The organism is Dactylosporangium maewongense, from assembly GCF_039531485.1.
In the GTDB taxonomy this organism is placed as follows: Bacteria; Actinomycetota; Actinomycetes; order Mycobacteriales; family Micromonosporaceae; genus Dactylosporangium; species Dactylosporangium maewongense.
On sequence record NZ_BAAAQD010000020.1, the window covers coordinates 136148 to 155665 of the forward strand.

Below are 19518 nucleotides of genomic sequence, written 5' to 3' on the forward strand. Positions count from 1 at the left end.
TCATTTACGAAGCATTTGCCTGAACCAATCAAATCCCTTTGCCTGAACCACGCCTATTGTATTGCCTGAACCATTCTTATCTGCCGGGCGCTCACCGCGGCGGGGCCGAGGTGACCATCCGGCGGACGACCACGCCGAGGAGGTGCCGCTCCTCGGCGTATCCGTAATGCCGGGAGTCGGTGCTGATCGGGCTGTCGCCGAGCAGGACGAGCTTCCCGGACGGCACGGTGGGCTCCGGCACGTCGGCGAGCGGCGGGACCCGGTCGCGCGGCACCGGGTCGCCGGGCACTGCGACCGCCCGTTTGATGACGTGATAGATCGTGTGCGGGCCGGGGGTGTGCCGCATGACGACGACATCGCCGGTGCGGACGCGCCCGAGCGCCGCCCGGCGCACGAGCACCCGGTCGCCGTCGGTGAAGGCAGGCAGCATGCTCCCGCCGTCGACGGTGACGACCACGAACCGCCGGCCCGCCCAGATCGCGGCCGCCGCCATCAGGCCGAGCACCACGCCGATCGACACGGCGATCGACACGACGATCACGACGTGTACCCGTTCGCCTGCATCTTGAAGAGCCGGGCGTAGACGCCACCGGCCTCGATCAGCTCGTCGTGCCCGCCCAGCTCGGTGATCACGCCCTCGTCGAGCACGGCGATCCGGTCGGCCTCCCGCACCGCGTTGAGCCGATGCGAGATCAGCAGGCTGGTGCGGTCGGCCCGGTGCTGGAGCATGCGCTCGTGCACGTCGTGCTCGGCCTCCGGGTCGAGCCCGGAGCTGGGCTCGTCGAGGATCATCAGGTCGCACCCGTCGCGCAGGAAGGCGCGGGCCAGGGCGACCCGCTGCCACTGACCGCCCGACAGCATGACTCCGGTGTCGGGCCCGTCCATGCCCTGCCCGGCCGCGAACATCCGCGTGAGCATGGTGCCGTAACCGCCGGGGAGCGCGGCGAGCTTGTCGTGGGCGCCGGCACGGACCGCCGCCGCGCTGATCCTGTCCAGGTCGTCCAGCGCGGTCAGATCGCCCACGGCGATGTTGTCGGCGGCCGTGAAGTCGTAGGCCATGTGATCCTGGAACACCGCGCCGATCCGCTCGCGGAGCCGGGCCGGGTCGACGTCACGCAGATCGGTGCCGTCCCAGAGAATCGCGCCCTTCGTCGGGTCGTACAGGCGGCAGAGCAGCTTGACCACGGTGGACTTGCCCGCGCCGTTGAGCCCGACCAGCGCCACGGCGGCGCCGTGTGGGATGGTGAGATCGACCCCGCGCAAAATCCACGGATGGTCGTCGCTGTAGCGGAACCAGACGTCACGCAGCTCGATCGAGCCCCGCAAACCGTGCAACGCAACGGGTTTCGCGGCCACCGTGAGATCCGGGGCGCTGTGGACGATCTCGGTGAAGTGCCCGAACATCAGCAGCATCTGGTGGGTGCCCGCCGCGTCCCGGATCAGTCCGCTCAGCGCCGAGCGGACCCCGGCCACCGCGACGATGAACATCGAGACATCGCCGATCGTCAGCTGGTTGCGGCGGGCCGCCAGCAGCGCCCACACCAGCGCGCCGCCGGTGACGAGGGCGCCGAGGACCTCCAGTCCGGCACGCGTGAGCAGATCCTTGCGGTCCATCCGCCGCTCGGCGGCATCGGCGGTGCCGCGCTCGCCGAGCATCCGTCCCAACAGGAACGACCCGAGGTTGAAGAGCCGGATCTCCTTGGCGGCCTCGACGGTGGCGAGCAACTGCCCGTAGAAGAACTCACGGCGCTGGTGCGGCGCGATCCGCCACATCACGCCCGCGCGGTTGCGCGACAGCCCGAACTCGGCCCAGAGCGAGGGAAGCGCGGCGACCACGACGACGGCGGTCACCACCGGGCTGATCACGGTGAGCGCGGCGAGGAACCCGATGAGGCTCACCGCGCTGCGGCCGAGCCCGAAGACCCCGGTCACGAGGTTGCCGGCGGAGCTGACGCCCTGCTGGGCGAGGCGCAGGCGGTCGAGGAAGGACGGGTTCTCGAAGGGCGCGAGGCCCACGAACCGATCGGTCGCCGTGAAGAGCCGCTTCGAGGCGCCGAGGCTCACCCTGCGGCCCAGGTCGTTGCTCAGGAACCGTCCGAGCTGCGGCACCAGGGCGACCGCCACGCCGGCCGCCGCGAGCGCGGCCGCGAGCGCCGCGATCGGCCCGTCACCGACGAGCCGATCGAGGATGGACTTCGTCAGCCACGCCACCGTGACGGGGGCGACCGCTTCGACGAGGGTGGTCAGTCCATAGAAGACGGTCAGGGCGGGAGCGGTACGCCAGACAAGGCTCCCCGCCTCGGCGGCGTTGCGCCTCATCGCATCGACGGCTTCGGCAGCACCGTCATCTCGGTGCCGCTGCTGATGACCTTTCCTTCACCGTCCAGCACGTACAGTGCGGGATAGGTCCGGGACTTGAAGGCCTCGGAGATCTGGCCTTCGAACCCTTCGGTGACGACGCGCGCGACCGGCGTGAGCATGCCGGCGTACTCACCGGCCTGCCGGGGGTCCCCGACGACGACCGCCATGACCTGCGCGCGCCCACCCGGCAGGGTGGCGGCGTACCTGGTGAACTCGGGAATCATCGCGCCGCAAGGCTTGCAGCCCGGCGAGAAGAAGGCGACGACGCTCATGGCCGGGAGCATCTCGCGGGAGATCGGCTCGCCGTCGGTGGTCGTGGCGGCGAAGTCGGCGACCTGGGTGCCCTCCTCGAGCAGCTGGATCGGGCCGCCGCCCACGACGCGCTGGGCGCTGCTGGCGAGCAGCTCGGTGTGCTCGCGGAGACGGCGGATGACACCCACGGTGAGCAGGAGATCGATCACGCACAATGCGCCTACGATCACCACGGCGGCGGTAAGAAGACCCATCAGAAACTCCTCGGGCAGGTCGGCATGCCGGGTGACGGTATTCAGCGCGGATACATTGCGGGTACCTCCCCGATACATTCCCGCGGCTCCGCGATATACGGCTCGTATCATCGGGAATGTACCGATCGTCCTTAGCGTGGCCTGGACGAAAGGAGGGCCAAAATGGTCAAGACCATGAACACCATCAGCGACCGGCTGCTGAGCATTGTTGCCCCCAAGGCAAAGGCTCAGGCGGCGTGCTTCGCGGGCGGCCACGGCTGCAACTACTGCGGCGCCGGCGCGTACCAGTACTGGTGGCGCATCTACTGCGAGGGTCAGGGCGTCACCACGTACTACAACCCGTGCGGTAGCTGCTAAAGACCGATCCAGGCCCCGGCCGTGCCCGCCCGTTCACCATCGGGCAGGCACGGCCGGAGCTCGTTCCGGGCCCTCCGGTGAGGGCGCCGGATGTATCGATGATGTATGTCGTGTATGCCGGGCGCACGTACCGTGCGGGGGCATGGGGTATGTGGCGTTCGGTGCCCAGGTGCTGCTCTGTGTGACCTTCGCGGTCGCGGCGGTGGCGAAGCTGCGTGACCTTGCCGAGTTCCGGCAGTCCCTGGCCCGGCTGCTGCCGGCCGCGCACGCATTGACCGACAGGATTGCGGTGGCTGCCGCTGTACCGGTGGCCGAATTGACGATCGCCGTGCTGCTCGTCGTGCCGGGCGCGGCGTTCGCCGGTACCGTGGCCGCCCTGGCGATGACGGTCGGATTCACCGCCGTCGTCGGACTGGCGCTGCGGCGAGGGGATCAGGCGCCGTGCCGCTGCTTCGGGGTGTCGCAGCGGCGGCTGGGACCGGAGCACCTCGCGCGCAACGCGATCCTCACCGCGTTCGCCGCGCTGGGTCTCGCGGATGGCGGAACCGAGCCGGCCGGTCTCATCGTCGCCGGGTTCGCCGGCGTCATCGGGGCGCTGCTGGTCGTGTGGGCCGACGACATCGCAGGCCTGTTCAGCACCGGTCCGGCGGATCGCCGATGACGGCCGCCGCCCCGGCTTGATCCATGCCCCCCCGCGCGGCCGCGCACTGTTTCCGGCAGGGGGCGAGGTCTTTACAATCCGTCGCGCGTTTGCGAACTTTGCAGCAGATATTGAACATGTTCGTGCAAGACCATGACGAACATCTGTCTGTCCACGGGGAGCAATCGTGAAATTTCAGCTGCTCGGACCGGTCGCGGTGCGGTGCGGTGCGGAGTCCCTGCCGCTCGGACCCAGCAAACAGCGGGCGATGCTGGTGGCGCTGCTGCTCGAGCGGGGCCACGTCGTGCCGATGGAGCGACTCCTCGAAGTGCTGTGGGACGGCGAGCCACCCAACTCGGCGGTCTCCAACATCCGCACGTACGCGTCCCGGCTGCGCGGCGCCATCATCGACGGGTGGCGGCGCCCTCGGGTGCACGGCCGGCCCCCCGGATACCTGATCGAGGTCGACGACGACGAACTGGACACGGCCGTCTTCGCGAACCTGGCCGGCGCCGGGTACGCCGCGCTCGCCGACGGCAAGCCCGACCGGGCGGCGACGTACTTCCGGGACGCACTGGACCTGTGGCACGGCTCCGCGGGTGAGGACGTGCCGCGCTCCAGGTTCCTCGACCGGCGCCTGTCCGCGCTGGACGAGCAGCGGCTGGCGGTCGTCGAGGAGTGGATCAACGCGCGGCAGCAGACGAACGGCGACGCGGACCTCATCGCCGACCTGCGCCGGCTGACCGAGAGCCACCCGCTGCGGGAACGGCTCTGGGGTCATCTGGTGCTGGCGCTGTACCGGGTCGGTGACGTCGGCGCCGCCCTGGCCGCATTCCAGCGCGCCCGCACCGTGCTGATCGAGGACCTCGGCGTCGAACCCGGGCCGGACCTGGTCCAGCTGCACCAGGCCGTGCTGGCCCGCGACCCGGCGCTGGGCGGGCCGGTCGCGCGTCCCCGGGCGGAGCTGCGGCCGGTCGTCGCGCCCCGGGCCATGGTCAACACGGTCACCACCTGGACGCCGCGGGAGCTGCCCGTCTCGCCGCCGACGCTGATCGGACGGGACCGGGAGGTCGCCTCGCTCGTCGCCACCGTCGCGTCGCGCTGCGGCGAGGGCGCCGCGCCGGCCGGGATGCCGACCGTCGTGGCGATCCACGGCCCGAGCGGCGCGGGCGCCTCCGCGGTCGCGATCCGGGCCGCGACCGAGCTGATCCCGGTCTTCCCCGACGGTCAGCTGTACGCCGACCTGCGCACGGCGGGCGCGGCACAGGTGCTCGGCTGGTTCCTGCGGGCCCTGGGCGCCCCGGCGAACCAGGTGCCCAGCGACGTCGAGGAGGCGGCGGCCCGGTTCCGTTCCGCGTCGGCGGACCGCCGGTTACTCATCCTCCTGGACAACGCCGCCGACGAGGCCCAGGTCCGCCCGCTGCTGAGCGCCACGAGCGGCAGCGCCGCCATCGTCACCAGCACCCGGAAACTCGCCGCCCTGGACGCGACCGCACACCTGGAGGTCGCCCCCCTCAGCGACGACGACGCGATCCGCCTGCTGGCCACGATCTCGGGCACCGGCATCACCGCCGCCTCCAAGCCTTCCCTGCAGACCCTCGTCGAACTGTGCGGCGGCCTGCCACTCGCGCTGCGCATCGTGGCGGCCTGCCTGGCCAGCGCCCCCGACGTCCCCCTCGACCACCTCGCCGCCGACCTCGTCGCCGAACGCCGCCGCTTCCGCACCCTCTCCTGCGGCGACCTGCGCATCTCGTACCGCTCCGCAGCCTGACACCGTGCCGAGGCCGCGCCCCGAGAGGGCCGCGACGTCCCATTGTCAGCGCCGCCACCGGGCCGATCGTGAGCAACCTGTGAAGCCCGCGTTGGGTTTCGATCCGATCCCGGCAGTTCGCGACTTCCGGACGGCTTCTTCATCGGATCCGCACGACTGCCTCCCTACGGTTCCGCCACCGGCGCACATGCGGCGCTTGAGCGGCACGCAACGAATGAGGAAGCTCCAGCGCGGCGCTTGTCCCGGCTCACCCCGCTCCTTTCCCCCCGAAAGGTGACCCTCTCCGCATGTCTCAGCACTCCTCCATCGCGTGGTCCAACGAGCTGCCCGGCACGTCGTGGGACGACGACCTGTTCGCCCGCGGCGGGCACTTCCTGCAGAGCACCCACTGGGGCGCGTTCAACCAGCAGCTCGGCCGGAAACTGTTCTTCGGCCAGGGCCCCGGCTGGCAGTGCTTCGCCATCCTGGAGCGGTCCAACAAGGCGACCCGCCTCTACTGCCCATACGGTCCGGTCGCCGACAGCATGGTGAGCTACCAGCTTGCGATCGCGGAGCTGAAGGCACTGGCCCAGGACCAGGGCGCCATCTTCGTACGGATGGAGCCGTGGGCGCCGGTGACGAAGGCCGATCTGAAGCGGCTCAAACATCGGCCGGCGCTGAAGGAGATCCAACCCTCACTGGTGTGGCTGCAGGATCTGACCAAGCCGCGTGACCAGATTCTCAAGGACATGTCCAAGAACAACCGGCAGCGGTACCGCAATGCCGCCAAGGTGGGTGTGCGCATCGAGGCAAGCCATGATCCCGGCGATGTGGAAGCTTTGCTGATGGTGGTCCACGAGGTGGCCGTCCACAACCACATCGTCCAGCACCCGGACGACTACTACCGGACCATGGCGCAGGTGCTGCTGCCCCGCGACGCGGCCACCCTGTACATCGCCCGGCACCACGACGAGCCGGTCTCCGCGGCGATCGTCTTCGACAGCCCGACCACCCGCCACGTCGGACACTCCGGGAGCATGCACGCCCACCGGCACGTCCACCCGGGCGCCATCATGCGCGCCACGATGGTCCTGGACGCCCAGGATCGTGGGCAGAAGACCTTCGATTCGCTGGGCGTGGCGCCGCCCGGCGAGCCGGAACACCCGTGGGCCGGACTGACCAAGTTCAAACTGTCGTTCGGCGGCGACTACCAGTACTACCTCGGCACCTGGGAACTGCCGGTGAGCCCGCTCTACCACGCCTACCGGTCGGTCTACTCGGCATATTCGGCGACCCGTCGCTGACGGCCGGCCCCCGGCGATGGGCCGCTTCGTCTCCGCCGTGCTGCTTCGGCCTGGACACCTACGGCCCGGTGTGGCGCCGCTACAGCAGGCGTTTGAGCAGTGCCCAGGCGCCGAGCGAGAGCAGGGCGGTCGCGGCGACGAGGAAGATGAGGGACTCGGTGAGCTGCAGGCGCCAGAACTGGCCGTCGGGGTGGAACGAGGCACTGACGGTGGCGATCTGCTGGCGGCTGAGGCAGGTTTCGATGGTGCCGTCGGTGCTCTTGCAGGAGGACGGATCGAAGTCGACGGCGGTGCCGGCGGCGTTGTAGTAGGCCGAGCCCACGCGCCACGCGTCGTCGGGGACGAGGCTGCGACCGCTCTGCGAGCCGATGGCGTTGCCTCCGGCGACCGTGCCGCGGCGCTCGACCGGGTCGGTGTAGTTGGGTCGGGCCGCGGCGGCGACACCGATGAGCAGCAGCAGGTAGCAGGCGATGGTGAGCGCCATGGCGGCGACCGTGTTGCGCCAGAGCAGGCCGGCGGTGGCGCCGACGGCGATCGCGAGCAGGGTGTACGCGGTGACCACGATGCCCTGCGTCTCGAAGCCCGGCGTGGTCATGCGGCCGTGGGCGACGAAGCTCAACGGGCGCAGGCTCCAGGTGGCGACGAGCCCGAGCAGCGCGGTGCCGGCGAGGACCGGCACGGCCGCGATGAGCAGCTTCGTCGAGCACCAGCGGATCCGGCCGACTGACTGGGTGAGCGCGAAGATGTGGGTGCCCTGCTCGAACTCCCGCGCGAAGAGCGGCGCGCCGGCGAACATGCCGAGCAGGACCGGCAAGCACAGCAGCACGAGCGGGAGGACCGCCACGTAGCTCTTGTACCGCCCGGCGAACGCGTCCATCGCCGAGGCGCTGCACCTGCCCTCGTCGATGTCGACGCATCCGCTGATCCCGTGATCGGCCATGTAGGTGACGGCGTCGAACCGGAAGTGGACGAGCACGCCCGTGACCACGGCGATGAGGGCGATGCTGAGCAGCACCTGCATGCGCTGCTGCCGCCATGCGATCCAGGTCATGCGACCGCCACCTCCGGGCTGCGGGACGAGCGGGACGGTGACGCGGAGCGCAGGTATGCCATCGCGAGTTCTTCCAGGGTCGGTTCGAGCTGTTCCCAGCCGGTCGTGGCGGTCCAGCCGCCGTCACGGACGAGGAGGGTCTCCTGCCGGCCGGTGGCACGGGCCTCGATCACCGCCCGGGCAGGCAGCCCGTGGCCCTCGGCGCGGCGCGGGCCGATCAGCAGCCGGTGGTTGGCGAGCAGGTCCTCGATGTCACCGACGAGGTGGACCCGGCCACCGGCGAGGAGGATCAGGTGGTCGCACACGCCTTCCATGTCGGCGAGCACGTGCGAGGAGAGCAGCACGGTCATGCCGGTCTCGGCCACCTCGGCCATCACCGCCTGCATGACCTCCTCGCGGGCAAGAGGGTCGAGGTCGGCGAGCGGCTCGTCCAGCATGAGCAGCTGCGGGCGGCGGCCAAGGGCGAGCGCGAGGGCGACCCGGGTGCGCTGCCCGCCGGACAGCGTGCTGATCCTTGCCGCCGGGTTGACGCCCGCGTCCTGCACGAGCCGGTGCGCATACGCGTGGTCCCAGCGCGGGTTGAGCGCCCTGCCCGCGTGCAGCATCTCGTCGACGGTGAACCTGCGGTACAGCGGCTTGTCCTGCGCGAGGAACGCCGGCTTGGAGTCCGTCCCGCCGGTGCCCGGGGTGCTGCCGAGCACCTCGACGGCGCCCTCACTGGGGCGCAGCAGGCCGGTGGACAGCGCCATCAGCGTGCTCTTGCCGGCGCCGTTGGGCCCGACCAGCGCGGAGACCCGGCCCAGTGGCAGCTCGAACGTGCAGTTGCGCAGCGCCCAGCCCCGGCGGTACCGCTTGCCGAGGCCGCGCGCCGCCAATGCGACGTGACCCGTGTCGGTGCCCAATGTGCCTGCTCCCTCGTGTGTCGATGACCAGCGGTGCGGTGGTCAGCGGTGCGATGGTCAGCGGTGCGATGGTCAGTAGTGCGTGTCGAGCACGGACTTGAACAGCGCCTCGACGTCCTCACGCTCCAGCCCCGCGGCCTTCGCCGCCCTGAGCCAGCCGTCGAGGTCGCCGCGCAGCGGCCCGTCGGCCTGGGTGCCCGCGCTGGCGAGCGAGCGCCGCACGAATGTGCCCAGCCCCGGTCGCGGCTCGACGAGCCCTTCGCGTTCGAGCTCCCGGTATGCCTTCAGCACGGTGTTCGGGTTGATCGCGGTGGCCGCGACGACCTCCTTGGCCGTCGGGAGACGATCGCCGGGCTGCAGCAGCCCGAGCCGGAGCGCGTGCCTGGTCTGATGGACCAGCTGCAGATATGTCGCCACACCCGAGCGCCGGTCGATGCGGAACTCGATCACTCCAGACTGCTTTCACTAATTAGTTAGTGAAAGCAGTCTGCGCAGCGGCACCCGGAGCTGTCAAGACGACAGGTGATAACGCGGGTGGCGGGCCGAGGGACACATCGCCATGACGTCGCGGGCACATGGCCGCCCACCACAAGTCACCTCCGCTCGGCTGCCATCCGGCGTTTGTCGGCAACCGCGTGGGTACAGGCGCGCTCAGCATCCCGCAGTCGAGGCTGGCGTTCGTTGCCTCGACCCGACCGGCGTGGTCGGCGCGTGCCGGCGGGGCGAGAGGAAAGGAAGAGCGTTGGTCGACGCGGGAAAACGCAGCGTCATGGGGGTGTTGGTCGACGTCATCGACTACGACGCGGCGGTCGCGAAGGTGTTCGCGGCCGCCCAGCAGCAGCGCCCGTTCATCCTGACCGCGCTGGCCGTGCACGGTGTGATGACCGGGGTGTCCGATCGGCGGCACAACGCCCGGCTCAACGCCTTCGACGTGATCGTCCCGGACGGCCAGCCGGTGCGATGGGCGCTGAACCTGCTGCACCAGGCCGAGCTGCGCGAGTGGGTGAGCGGGCCGGAACTGACCCACCGGGTGCTGTGGCGCGCGGCCACCGAGGAGTTGCCGGTCTATCTGTACGGGTCCACGCAGCGGACCGTCGCGAGGTTGGCCGGGGCGTTGACCCGGACGGTCCCGACGCTGCGGATCGCCGGCGCCGAACCGTCGCGGTTCCGTGACGCCGAGCCGGGCGAGTACGCGCGCATCGCCGAACGTGTCAACGCATCGGGAGCCCGCCTCGTCCTGGTCGGTCTCGGCTGTCCACGGCAGGAGTCGTTCGTCCACGCGATGCGGCCGCTGCTCGCCATGCCGCTGCTCGCGGTCGGGGCCGCCTTCGACTATCACGCCGGGCTGCTGAGCTACGCACCACGCTGGATGCAACGCAACGGCCTGGCCTGGATGTGGCGGCTGGTCCTCGAGCCGCGCCGGCTGTGGCGGCGTTACCTGATCCTCGGCCCCCGGTACCTCGTGCGGCTGTCGGCACAGAAGGTGGGGCTGTGGGAGCCGCCCGTGCCCGTGCCCTCGCACCGGCCGGCCGAACCCGCACCGGTCTGACCCGCGCTCGCCTGTTCATCGATCGACCGAGGCGGAGGACTCATGTGCGGAATCACCGGAATCGTAGTGGCCGACGACGGGCCTGCCGTCGACGAGGATCGGCTGCGCGCCATGTGTGGCAGCCTCGCCCACCGGGGCCCGGACGAGGACGGTTTCTTCGTCACCGCCACCGCCGGCCTGGCGGTGCGGCGGCTGGCGGTCATCGACGTGCTGCACGGCCGGCAGCCGGTGCGGTCCGAGGACGGCACCGTGCACGCGGTGCTCAACGGAGCGATCTACAACCATCAAAGGCTGCGGCAGTACCTCGCCGCGCGCGGCCACACCTTCCGCTCCGGCAACGACGCCGAGGTGATCCCGCACCTGTACGAGGAGTTCGGCACCGGCTTCGCGCAGCACCTGGAAGGCATGTTCGCCATCGCCCTGTACGACAGCGCCCACCACCGGCTGGTCCTGTGCCGCGACCGGGTCGGGGTGAAGCCGCTGCACTACGCCGAGCGCCCCGACGGCCTCGTGTTCGGCTCGGAGATCAAGGCGGTGCTGTGCGCGATCCCCGATCGGACACCGGACCTGCAGGCGTTCAGCGCGTACCTGTCGCTGATGTACGTGCCCGCACCGCGGACGATGTACCGGGAGATCCGCAAGCTCGAACCGGGCACGACGCTGGTCTGGCAGGACAACCGCTGCACGGTGCAGCGCTACTGGGCGCTCGCCGACGTGCCGCAGCGGCGCCATCTCACCGCCGCCCGCGCGTCCGCGATCCTGCGTGACCTCACGGTCGAATGCGTCCGCCAGCAACTGGCGGCCGACGTGCCGGTGGGCTTCTTCCTCAGCGGCGGCATCGACTCCGGCACGGTCGTCGCGGCCGCCCGGCGCGCACTGCCTGACGCCACGCTGAAGACCTACTCGGTGGGCTTCGCCGACCGGTCGTACGACGAACGTTCCGGGGCCGCCCTCACCGCGGCCAGGTTCGGCACCGACCACACCGAGCTCGTGGTCGAACCGACGGCCGCGGACGTCATGGACGGCATCCTGCCGGCCTTCGACGAGCCGTTCGCCGACCCGTCGATGGTGCCCACCTACTACCTGTGCCGCCTCGCCCGCCAGGACGTGACGGTGGCGTTGAGCGGCGACGGCGGCGACGAGCTCTTCGCCGGTTACCTCACGTATCAGGCCGACAAGTACGCCCGCTACTACCGCCACCTGCCGCGCGCGGTGACGGCCGGGATCGTGCCGGGCCTGCTGCGCTTCCTTCCGCGCTCCAGCGCCAGGGCGAGCTTCGACTTCAAGGCTCGTCGCTTCGCCGACAACGCCCTCGAGGAGCCCGGCCGCAGTCACTACCTGTGGCGGGTCGTGTTCCGGGAGGCGCACAAGGCGCGGCTGCTGCAGCCGGACGTGCTCGCCGAGCTGTGCGACACGTACGACACGCACGAGGCGCACTACGAAGCCGGCGCCGGCTTCGACCGGCTGACCCGGTTCCAGTACACCGACGCCCACGTCTACCTGCCCGACGACGTGCTGACGAAGGTCGACCGGGTGAGCATGGCGCACTCCCTGGAGGTACGGGTCCCGCTGCTGGCCACGTCGATGCTCGAGTTCGCCTTCTCGTTGCCGGGCTCGATGAAATTCCCGGGCCGGCAACCGAAACGGCTGCTGCGGCAGGCGATGGCCGGCCTGCTGCCGCCACGGACGCTCGCCATGGGCAAGAAGGGCTTCAACGCCCCGCTGCCGCATTGGCTGCGCGGCGAGTTCCGGCCGCTGGTGCGCGAGTACCTGTGCCGGGACGTCCTGCGGCGGCAGGGCTATCTGCGCTTCGACGCGGTGAACGAGATCGTCGAGCGCCACCTCAGCGGCGTGGCCGAACACGCCCGTGAGATCTGGATCCTGCTGCTGTTCACCATGTGGGCCGAGCGGGAGAAGGCATACCGATGACGACGGCGCGTGCCCGCCTGCTCTGGAGGTCCGAAATCCCGTGAGAATCTGGTGGCTGCTCTTCCCGCTGCTGCTGGCCTTGCTGCCCGCCGTCGTCCTCACCTCCTCCGTCCCCAAGCGGGTTCGGGCCTGGGCCTGCCGGGTCGCCTTCGTCGTCACCGCGGCGCTGATCGCCGCGCCGTGGATCTGGCTGCGCCTCGACCACGAGGTGCCGGCACGGGTCGCCATGATCCTGATCACCGGATCGCTCGCCGGCGGGATCGTGCTCAGCGGCGCCACCGCCGGGATCGTCGAGGACAACGCGCCGCCGTCGCCCGCCGTCCAGCGCGCGGTCCTGAGGTATCACAATGCCTGCACCGTGCGCCCGGTACCGCGGGGCAAGCGGGTCCTGGACGTGACCGGCGCGCTCGTCGGCCTGGCGTTCACGTTGCCGCTGTGGCCGATCATCGGACTGCTCATCTGGTTCGAGGAGCCCGGGCCGATCTTCTTCACCAAGAACTCCGTGGGCCGCGGCGGCCGCACGTTCCGCCAGTTCAAGTTCCGCAGCATGCAGTACGGCGCCGAGCGGCTCACGGGACCGGTCGTGTCGCCGGCCGGTGACCCGCGCACGCTCAAGGTCGGTCGCCGGCTGCGTCGCTGGCACCTCGACGAGCTCCCCGAGCTGATCAACGTGCTCAGCGGCTCGATGAGCCTGGTCGGGCCGCGGCCGCTGCGCACTGTGCTCGTCCGCAAGCACCTCGAGTCGGTGCCCGGCTACACCGAACGGCACACGGTGCGGCCCGGCATCGCCTGCATCGCCCAGATCGAGAGGTTCTACATGCCGCCGCAGGAGCGGCTGGCGAAGGACCTCGCCTACATCGAGCACCAGGGCGTGCTGCTCGACCTGCAACTGCTCGTCCGCGCCGTCCTGACCACGGTCCGCGGCGAGCGCCACTACGACGACCCGATGCTCGCCGTGCCCGCTCCCGCCGCGGTGCTTGCGAGCCGGACCGACGGACAGCCGCCGAGGCTGGTCGACAATGCCGGCCAGACCCAGGACGTCTGAGCGGACGCGCATCCCGCGCGCCCGAGGCCGGCTCGCCGGTGCCGGGCTGCTCGACCAGATGGTCATCGCCGCCGCCAACTCGGCGAACACCCTCCTGGGTGGGATCCTGCTACCCAAAGGGCAGTTCGGCGCGCTCGCCCTGGCGCTGGCGGTGGGCTACTTCGCGACGTGCCTCAATCGGGCGATCGTCGGTGACGTGCTGCTCGCGCTGGCATCGCGCCACGACGGCGAGCCCCGCGTGCGCCTGGCCCGCAACGGCCTGGCCACCGCGCTGTGCTCCGGCCTGATCACCACTGTCGTCTTCGTGGTCCTGTGGGCCCTCCACCCCGGCCGCGGCGGGATCGACCTGCGCCAGCTCATCTGGCTCGCGCCGTTCATGGTCCCGATCATGCTGCACGACACCGCCCGCTTCGACTATCTGGCCGACCGCCGCCCGGACAAAGCCCTCGGCATCGACCTGGTCTGGGCCGGCACCCAGGCCGTCATGGTCGTCACCATGATCCTCACCCACACCTCCAGCGCCGGCGGGCTGCTCACCGGCTGGGGTCTCGGTGCCACCGCCGGCATCACCGTGTACCTCATCCGCGAACACCGGCTGCCCTGGCAGGGCAGCCCGCTGGCCTGGCTGGCAGACACCAGGCAGCTGTCCGGCTGGTTCACCGTCACCGCCGTCGTGGCCCAGGTCCAGGTCCTGGCGATCAGCTTCATCGTCGCCGGCCGACTGTCCAAGATCGACCTCGCCAACCTGCGCTTCGTGCAGACCGTCCAGCTCCAACCCGTGCAGAACCTGATCACCGCCGTCCAGAACCTGCTGGTCCCCCACGTCTCCCGCAATGCCGCCGACGCCGCCGAACCCGGCCCCGAAGGCGCCCGAGCCGCCCTCGCCCTGCGCCGCCAGACCCGCCGACTGGCGATCGCCTTCGCCGTCGTCGGCGCGCTCATGGTGCTCACCCTCTGGCCCGTCGTCTCCTACGCACTGGTCCACACCCAGAAATTCGCCGAAGCCGCCCCACTGGTCCTGCCCATCGCCCTGCAAGGCGCGCTCTACCTGTTCCAGGTCCCCTTCACCGCCGCGATGCGCGGCATGCACCGCGCCCGGATGCTCTTCGCGCAATACGTCTTCTTCGTCGTCGTCTCCCTCAGCGGCCTCACCTTCGGCGCCGACCACGGCGGCCTGCGCGGCGCCGCCTGGGGCCTGCTCGCCGGATCGACCGCCAGCCTCATCTGCATGGTCACCCTCTACGCCTACGCCCTGAGACGGATCCCGAAAGTGCCCGAGAACCCGCACGGCCCGGCGGATGCGGGCGTCGACACGTTCGATCGGTCAGGACTCGCCGTCCGGCCAAGCGTTTGAGTTCGGCGCAGCCGAAAACGGGTCGGCGCCGCGTTAATGTCGGGGCTGTGAGCACGTCCGTACTCTGGCGGGCCATACGGGCAGGTGGCAGACCGGCGCTCGCTCTCGTGGCAGGTGCTGCCGCGTTTCCGCTTGTGGGCGTCCTTGTCCAGCACGTCGGGCCGTACATCCCGATCGAGATCCTCATCGTCTTCGGCATCGCCGGCATCGTCGCGATCACCCACTATGCCGGCGTCGTGTTCGGCGTCCCGGTAGCGCTGGCGAGCTTCCTCGCCTTCGACTGGTACTACCTGCCACCCACGCATCCGATCGGGATCCCCGCAGGCGGCGACCTGACAGAGGCCGTGGTGTTCCTCCTGCTGGCGACCGCCGTCGGCGAGTTCGCCGCCATGGCCCAGCGCCGGAGCGTGGCGGCGGAGACGGCGCGGAGCCTTCTCACCAGCGAACAGGCGGCGTTACGGCGGGTGGCGACGCTGGTTGCGCAGGACGCGCCGCCGGCCGACGTGTTCGCCGCGGTGGCCGCCGAGGTCGGCAGGATCTTCGACACCGACCTTGCGACCGTGGTGCGCTTCGAGCCGGACTCCACCGCGACCGTGGTCGCCGTCTGGAGCAGACGACCAAGCGCTCTGCGGCCCGGCGTCAACTACAAGCTCGATGGTTCCGTCGTAGCGACGGCGGTGTTCCAGTCCCACTGCCCGGCGCGGGTCGACGACTACGCCCGAGTCCTCGGACCTGCCGCGGACCTGGCGCGACAACTGGGCATCTGCTCGACCGTCGCCGCGCCGATCGTCGTCGACCGGCGTCTCTGGGGGGCCGCGATCGCCGCCGTGACGCGGCCCGCCCCGCTTCCGGCCGAATCCGAGACCCGCATCTGTGACTTCACGGAGCTGCTGGCCGCCAGCATCGCCAACACCCAGAACAAGGCCGAGCTGACCACCTCCCGCGCCCGTATCGTTGCCGCGGCCGACGAGACACGGCGGCGGCTGGAGCGTGAACTCCACGACAGGGTGCAGCAGCGGCTCATCTCGTTGGCCCTCGAACTGACCATCGCCGAGTCATCCGCCCCGCCGGACCTGTCCGACCTGCACGTCCAGCTGTCGTCCGTCAAGGAGGGCTTGAAGGAGCTGGCCGACAGTGTGCGTGAGCTCTCGCGGGGGATTCATCCGACGATCCTGTCCGAGGGGGGTCTCGAGCCCGCGCTGAAGGCGCTGATCCGCCGCTCCACGGTTCCCGCCGACTACGACATACGCATCGACACCCGGTTTCCCGAGGGCATCGAGGTGGCCGCGTACCACGTCGTGTCCGAGGCGCTCAGCAACGTGGCGAAGCATGCCCGGGCCTCGGGCGTGACGGTGCGGGTCAGAAACTCGGATCGCGCGCTCACCCTGTCTGTCCGCGACGATGGTTGCGGCTGCGTCGCCTCCGCCCGAGGTTCGGGTCTGACCGGTCTGGAGGATCGCGTCAAGGCGCTCGGTGGGACGATCGACGTCGTGGCCCCGCCGGACGGCGGCACGGAACTGCGCGCGACGCTCCCTGTCGTTTCGCACGGAGGCTCCCCGCCGAGCGATCCTGGACCTGTGGTCAGCCCTTAGGGACGAAGAGTCGCGCACCACGAGGTGCGGCACAGGAGTCTCCTGCTGCCGTCGATCATGTGCGTAACCGTGGCCGCGTTCGTCTCGCTTCAACGCGCCCAACCCTATTACGACCCCTGGTTGCCGCACTCAAGTCTTCTCGCCACGACCGCGGCGTGTTCTCATGCCGGAAGGCGGCGATCCCGCCTGCTTACAGCGGTCTGTGGAAGGTGAACGATGCGCAGAAGATCAACGCTACGGCTGGCGGTCATGACCGCTGCCGTGGCGAGTTTCGTGGCGGCGGTTGGCGGTTCCAGCGTGGCCGGCGTGGCCGGCGCGGCCGGCGCCGTGCATGCCTCCGCGGGCGCCGCGGCGTGCGACCCGGGTGCCAGCGGGGCGAGGGTGGGCGAGGGCGCCACCGCTCAGGAGCCGGAGCTGTACCCGAAGAACGAAGCGAATGCCTACGGTGTGCTCAAGGATTCGCCGCGTCTGGCCAACGGCAGCGTCACCGTGCCCACGGTCTTTCACATGATCTCCGACCACCCGTTCGGCGCGGCCGAGAAGGATCGGTGGAACACGCTGATCGCGGCACAGATGGCGGTGCTCAACGATTCGTACTCGGGTCGCACGGCCGCGGACGCGTCCGACACACCGTTCCGGTTCTCGCTCACCAGCACGACCTGGACGGTGAACAGTGACTGGTACACCGTCGTGCCGGGCAAGAACGAGCGGGACATGAAGCGGGCGCTGTACACCGGCGACGCCCGAACCCTCAACGTGTACGCGGGCAACATCGGCGGCGGGCTGCTCGGCTGGGCGTACTTCCCGAAGGGGTACAACAACGGCCGCGACTACATCGACGGCGTGGTCATGCTCGACGAATCGATGCCCGGCGGGACGGCCGGCAAGTACGCCGAGGGCGACACCCTGACGCACGAGGTCGGGCACTGGCTGATGCTGGAGCACACCTTCGCGCACGGGTGCGCCGCGTCCGGCGACTTCGTGGCCGACACCCCGCGCGAGGCCATCCCTCAGTTCGACTGCCCGGTCGGCGCGGACACGTGCAGCGCTCCCGGGCTGGACCCGATCCACAACTTCATGGACTACTCGCAGGACTCGTGCATGAACATGTTCACCGCCGGGCAGGCGGAGCGGATGAGTGACGCCTGGGTGGCATTCCGCGCCGGTGGCGGGAAGTAGCCAGGGATCGAAGCCGACGGCCCGCAGCGCACCACCCGGTGCGCTGCGGGCCGCGTCATGTCCGCAAGGCGGCGGCTCGCAGCTGACGTCAGACGCTCCTGCCGGTCACGGAAGCGTGGAGCGCTGACGACGGTGCACCGCCAGGCAAGCGCCGTCGCCACGATCAGGCATGACTCGAGCGCCATTTGTAAAGCACCTTGCCTTTCGCTTGGGCCCGTGCCATCCTGGCTGGGCTGGGGATCGTCAAATGCAAATGCCTGATGGTGGGTGCGAGCCCACCCGCAGGCCGGTGCGTTCTGCGAGAGGACCGTCATGGCCACCCCGTCCCTGCCACGACGACTCGGCGGGGCCCTCACCGGCCTCGGCGTTGTCGCCGCCCTCCTGTCCGCCACCACCGCTCCCGCCGCCGCCGCGACCGCTGTCGCGTTCAGCTCGGTCGTCCCGGCCCCGGTCACGGCCACCGCCACGCCCGGGGTCAGCCACGGCATCACCGCGTCCACCACCATCTACGCCGCGCCCGGTTCCGCACCGGCGGCGGCCATCGCCAACCAGCTCGCGGCCCGGCTGCGGGTCTCGACCGGGCTGCCGCTGCCGGTCGTCACCACCGTCGCCGGCCCGGCTGACGGGATCGCCCTGCTGCTCACCGGTGCGCCGCCCGGCGTCGGCGCCGAGGGCTACCAACTCGACGTCACCGCGAGCGCGATCACCATCCGGGCGAACCAGCCCGCCGGGCTGTTCCGCGGCGTGCAGACGCTGCGGCAGCTGCTGCCCGTGGCCGCCGACGCGGCGACCCTCCAGCCCGGACCGTGGCCGGTGCCGGGCGGGCAGATCGTCGACCATCCGCGGTTCGCGCACCGCGGTGCGATGCTCGACGTGGCGCGGCACTTCTTCACCGTGGCCCAGGTCCAGCGGTACCTCGACCAGCTCGCGTTGTACAAGATCAACGTGCTGCACCTGCACCTGTCCGACGACCAGGGCTGGCGCATCGCCATCAACTCCTGGCCGAATCTGGCAACCTACGGCGGCGGCACGCAGGTCGGCGGCGGACCGGGCGGGTACTACACCCAGGCGGACTACACAGCGATCGTGAACTACGCGGCCGACCGGTACATCACGGTCATTCCCGAGATCGACATGCCCGGGCACACCAATGCCGCGCTCGCCTCGTACGCGCAGCTCAACTGCAACGGCGTGGCTCCGGCCCGGTACACGGGCACGCAGGTCGGGTTCAGTTCGCTGTGCGTGCCGCTGGAGCTGACATACACGTTCATCGACCAGGTGATCGGGGAGATCGCCGCGCTGACCCCGGGGCCGTACGTGCACATCGGCGGCGACGAGGCCAGCTCCACCACCGCGGCCGACTACTCGTACTTCATCAACCGGGTGCAGCAGATCGTCGCCGCGCACGGCAAGACCGTCGTCGGATGGCACGACGTGGCCAACGCCACCCTGCCGCCCTCGACGGTGGCCCAGTTCTGGGGCACCACCACCAGCAACGCGCCGCTGGCCGCGGCGGTGGCGAACGGCACCAAGGTGGTCATGTCCCCGGCCAACAAGACCTACCTGGACATGAAGTACCGCAACAACACGAGGCTCGGTCAGAAGTGGGCCGGTCTCATCGACGTGAACACGGCGTACGAATGGAACCCGGGTGCCTACCTCACCGGTGCCGGCGAGACCGCCGTGCTCGGCGTCGAGGCACCGCTGTGGTCCGAAACGCTCGTGACCACGGCCGACATCGAGTACATGGCCTTCCCGCGGCTGCCCGCGATCGCCGAACTGGGCTGGTCGCCATGGAGCACGCACAACCTCACCGCGTTCAAGCAGCGCCTCGGTGCGCAGGGACCACGCTGGAACGTCATGGGCATCAACTACTACCACTCGACCCAGGTCACCTGGCCGAGCGGCTCGTAACCGCCGGCGGAGCCGCAACGCCACCGGGCGCGCGGCCCCGCACACCCGTCGGAGGTGCAAAATGTCACGAAATCGGATGATGTAT

General features: G+C 70.3%; 17 protein-coding genes. 11 read left to right on the plus strand and 6 right to left on the minus strand.

What is annotated here, in order from left to right; genetic code table 11:
- Positions 1 to 91 precede the first annotated feature (91 nt).
- Genes lepB through ABD332_RS40265 form a run of 3 tightly spaced genes read right to left on the minus strand, consistent with a single transcriptional unit; the run spans position 92 to position 2867 of the window.
- Entirely contained in the window at positions 92 to 541 is a 450-nt protein-coding gene (gene lepB / locus ABD332_RS40255; RefSeq protein WP_344508787.1) for a signal peptidase I, read from the minus strand.
- Positions 538 to 2319 (minus strand): ABC transporter ATP-binding protein, encoded by a 1782-nt coding sequence (locus tag ABD332_RS40260; protein ID WP_344508789.1) that lies wholly within the window; start codon positions 2317 to 2319, stop codon positions 538 to 540. Before ABD332_RS40260 ends, lepB begins: the two co-directional genes overlap by 4 nt.
- Positions 2316 to 2867 (minus strand): TlpA family protein disulfide reductase, encoded by a 552-nt coding sequence (locus tag ABD332_RS40265; RefSeq protein ID WP_344508791.1) that lies wholly within the window; start codon positions 2865 to 2867, stop codon positions 2316 to 2318. Before ABD332_RS40265 ends, ABD332_RS40260 begins: the two co-directional genes overlap by 4 nt.
- Before the next feature lie 162 nt (positions 2868 to 3029).
- Here ABD332_RS40265 and ABD332_RS40270 point away from each other — a divergent pair, with 162 nt between their 5' ends.
- The 4 genes from ABD332_RS40270 (at position 3030) to ABD332_RS40285 (ending at position 6918) form a co-directional block, all read left to right on the plus strand.
- The gene (locus ABD332_RS40270; RefSeq protein WP_344508793.1) at positions 3030 to 3224 is read left to right on the plus strand and encodes a hypothetical protein; all 195 of its coding nucleotides are present in this window, start codon (positions 3030 to 3032) and stop codon (positions 3222 to 3224) included.
- Positions 3225 to 3366: 142 nt separating this feature from the next.
- Positions 3367 to 3885 (plus strand): MauE/DoxX family redox-associated membrane protein, encoded by a 519-nt coding sequence (locus ABD332_RS40275; RefSeq protein WP_344508794.1) that lies wholly within the window; start codon positions 3367 to 3369, stop codon positions 3883 to 3885.
- Between the two features lie 166 nt (positions 3886 to 4051).
- Positions 4052 to 5635: an AfsR/SARP family transcriptional regulator gene (locus ABD332_RS40280; protein ID WP_344508795.1), complete on the plus strand. Its 1584-nt coding sequence runs from the start codon at positions 4052 to 4054 to the stop codon at positions 5633 to 5635.
- Between the two features lie 287 nt (positions 5636 to 5922).
- Positions 5923 to 6918 (plus strand): lipid II:glycine glycyltransferase FemX, encoded by a 996-nt coding sequence (locus tag ABD332_RS40285; RefSeq protein ID WP_344508796.1) that lies wholly within the window; start codon positions 5923 to 5925, stop codon positions 6916 to 6918.
- Positions 6919 to 6997: 79 nt separating this feature from the next.
- Here the strand turns inward: ABD332_RS40285 and ABD332_RS40290 are convergent, their stop codons facing one another.
- From ABD332_RS40290 to ABD332_RS40300, 3 genes are all read right to left on the minus strand, one after another.
- Positions 6998 to 7969, minus strand: a complete 972-nt coding sequence (locus tag ABD332_RS40290; RefSeq protein ID WP_344508798.1) for a hypothetical protein — start codon at positions 7967 to 7969, stop codon at positions 6998 to 7000.
- Positions 7966 to 8871: an ABC transporter ATP-binding protein gene (locus ABD332_RS40295; protein WP_344508799.1), complete on the minus strand. Its 906-nt coding sequence runs from the start codon at positions 8869 to 8871 to the stop codon at positions 7966 to 7968. Before ABD332_RS40295 ends, ABD332_RS40290 begins: the two co-directional genes overlap by 4 nt.
- A gap of 72 nt (positions 8872 to 8943) precedes the next feature.
- Entirely contained in the window at positions 8944 to 9321 is a 378-nt protein-coding gene (locus ABD332_RS40300; protein WP_344508800.1) for a GntR family transcriptional regulator, read from the minus strand.
- A 319-nt stretch (positions 9322 to 9640) separates the two neighbouring features.
- On the opposite strand from ABD332_RS40300, the gene ABD332_RS40305 reads away from it, so the two are divergent.
- The 7 genes from ABD332_RS40305 (at position 9641) to ABD332_RS40335 (ending at position 19433) form a co-directional block, all read left to right on the plus strand.
- Positions 9641 to 10420: a WecB/TagA/CpsF family glycosyltransferase gene (locus ABD332_RS40305; RefSeq protein WP_344508802.1), complete on the plus strand. Its 780-nt coding sequence runs from the start codon at positions 9641 to 9643 to the stop codon at positions 10418 to 10420.
- 42 nt (positions 10421 to 10462) lie between these two features.
- Positions 10463 to 12349 carry an asparagine synthase (glutamine-hydrolyzing) gene (gene asnB / locus ABD332_RS40310; RefSeq protein ID WP_344508804.1) on the plus strand — a complete coding sequence of 629 codons (1887 nt, stop codon included), beginning with the start codon at positions 10463 to 10465 and terminating at the stop codon, positions 12347 to 12349.
- 40 nt (positions 12350 to 12389) lie between these two features.
- On the plus strand, positions 12390 to 13394 hold the full coding sequence (locus ABD332_RS40315; RefSeq protein WP_344508806.1) for a sugar transferase: 1005 nt from the start codon (positions 12390 to 12392) through the stop codon (positions 13392 to 13394).
- Complete coding sequence (locus ABD332_RS40320) at positions 13369 to 14748, plus strand: MATE family efflux transporter (protein WP_344508808.1); 1380 nt, start codon at positions 13369 to 13371, stop codon at positions 14746 to 14748. Before ABD332_RS40315 ends, ABD332_RS40320 begins: the two co-directional genes overlap by 26 nt.
- 107 nt (positions 14749 to 14855) lie before the next feature.
- Positions 14856 to 16340: a sensor histidine kinase gene (locus ABD332_RS40325; protein WP_344508809.1), complete on the plus strand. Its 1485-nt coding sequence runs from the start codon at positions 14856 to 14858 to the stop codon at positions 16338 to 16340.
- A gap of 216 nt (positions 16341 to 16556) precedes the next feature.
- Positions 16557 to 17519 carry a zinc metalloprotease gene (locus ABD332_RS40330; protein WP_344508811.1) on the plus strand — a complete coding sequence of 321 codons (963 nt, stop codon included), beginning with the start codon at positions 16557 to 16559 and terminating at the stop codon, positions 17517 to 17519.
- 312 nt (positions 17520 to 17831) lie between these two features.
- On the plus strand, positions 17832 to 19433 hold the full coding sequence (locus tag ABD332_RS40335; RefSeq protein ID WP_344508813.1) for a family 20 glycosylhydrolase: 1602 nt from the start codon (positions 17832 to 17834) through the stop codon (positions 19431 to 19433).
- The last annotated feature ends 85 nt before the right edge of the window (positions 19434 to 19518 follow it).

Excerpts from the sequence above, each read along its gene's own strand:
- ABD332_RS40260 (WP_344508789.1), bottom strand. The coding sequence starts at position 2,319 with ATGAGGCGCAACGCCGCCGAGGCGGGGAGCCTTGTCTGGCGTACCGCT.
- ABD332_RS40265 (WP_344508791.1), bottom strand. The coding sequence starts at position 2,867 with ATGGGTCTTCTTACCGCCGCCGTGGTGATCGTAGGCGCATTGTGCGTG.
- ABD332_RS40270 (WP_344508793.1), top strand. The coding sequence starts at position 3,030 with ATGGTCAAGACCATGAACACCATCAGCGACCGGCTGCTGAGCATTGTT.
- ABD332_RS40275 (WP_344508794.1), top strand. The coding sequence starts at position 3,367 with ATGGGGTATGTGGCGTTCGGTGCCCAGGTGCTGCTCTGTGTGACCTTC.
- ABD332_RS40285 (WP_344508796.1), top strand. The coding sequence starts at position 5,923 with ATGTCTCAGCACTCCTCCATCGCGTGGTCCAACGAGCTGCCCGGCACG.
- ABD332_RS40290 (WP_344508798.1), bottom strand. The coding sequence starts at position 7,969 with ATGACCTGGATCGCATGGCGGCAGCAGCGCATGCAGGTGCTGCTCAGC.
- ABD332_RS40305 (WP_344508802.1), top strand. The coding sequence starts at position 9,641 with ATGGGGGTGTTGGTCGACGTCATCGACTACGACGCGGCGGTCGCGAAG.
- asnB (WP_344508804.1), top strand. The coding sequence starts at position 10,463 with ATGTGCGGAATCACCGGAATCGTAGTGGCCGACGACGGGCCTGCCGTC.
- ABD332_RS40320 (WP_344508808.1), top strand. The coding sequence starts at position 13,369 with ATGCCGGCCAGACCCAGGACGTCTGAGCGGACGCGCATCCCGCGCGCC.
- ABD332_RS40330 (WP_344508811.1), top strand. The coding sequence starts at position 16,557 with ATGCGCAGAAGATCAACGCTACGGCTGGCGGTCATGACCGCTGCCGTG.
- ABD332_RS40335 (WP_344508813.1), top strand. The coding sequence starts at position 17,832 with ATGGCCACCCCGTCCCTGCCACGACGACTCGGCGGGGCCCTCACCGGC.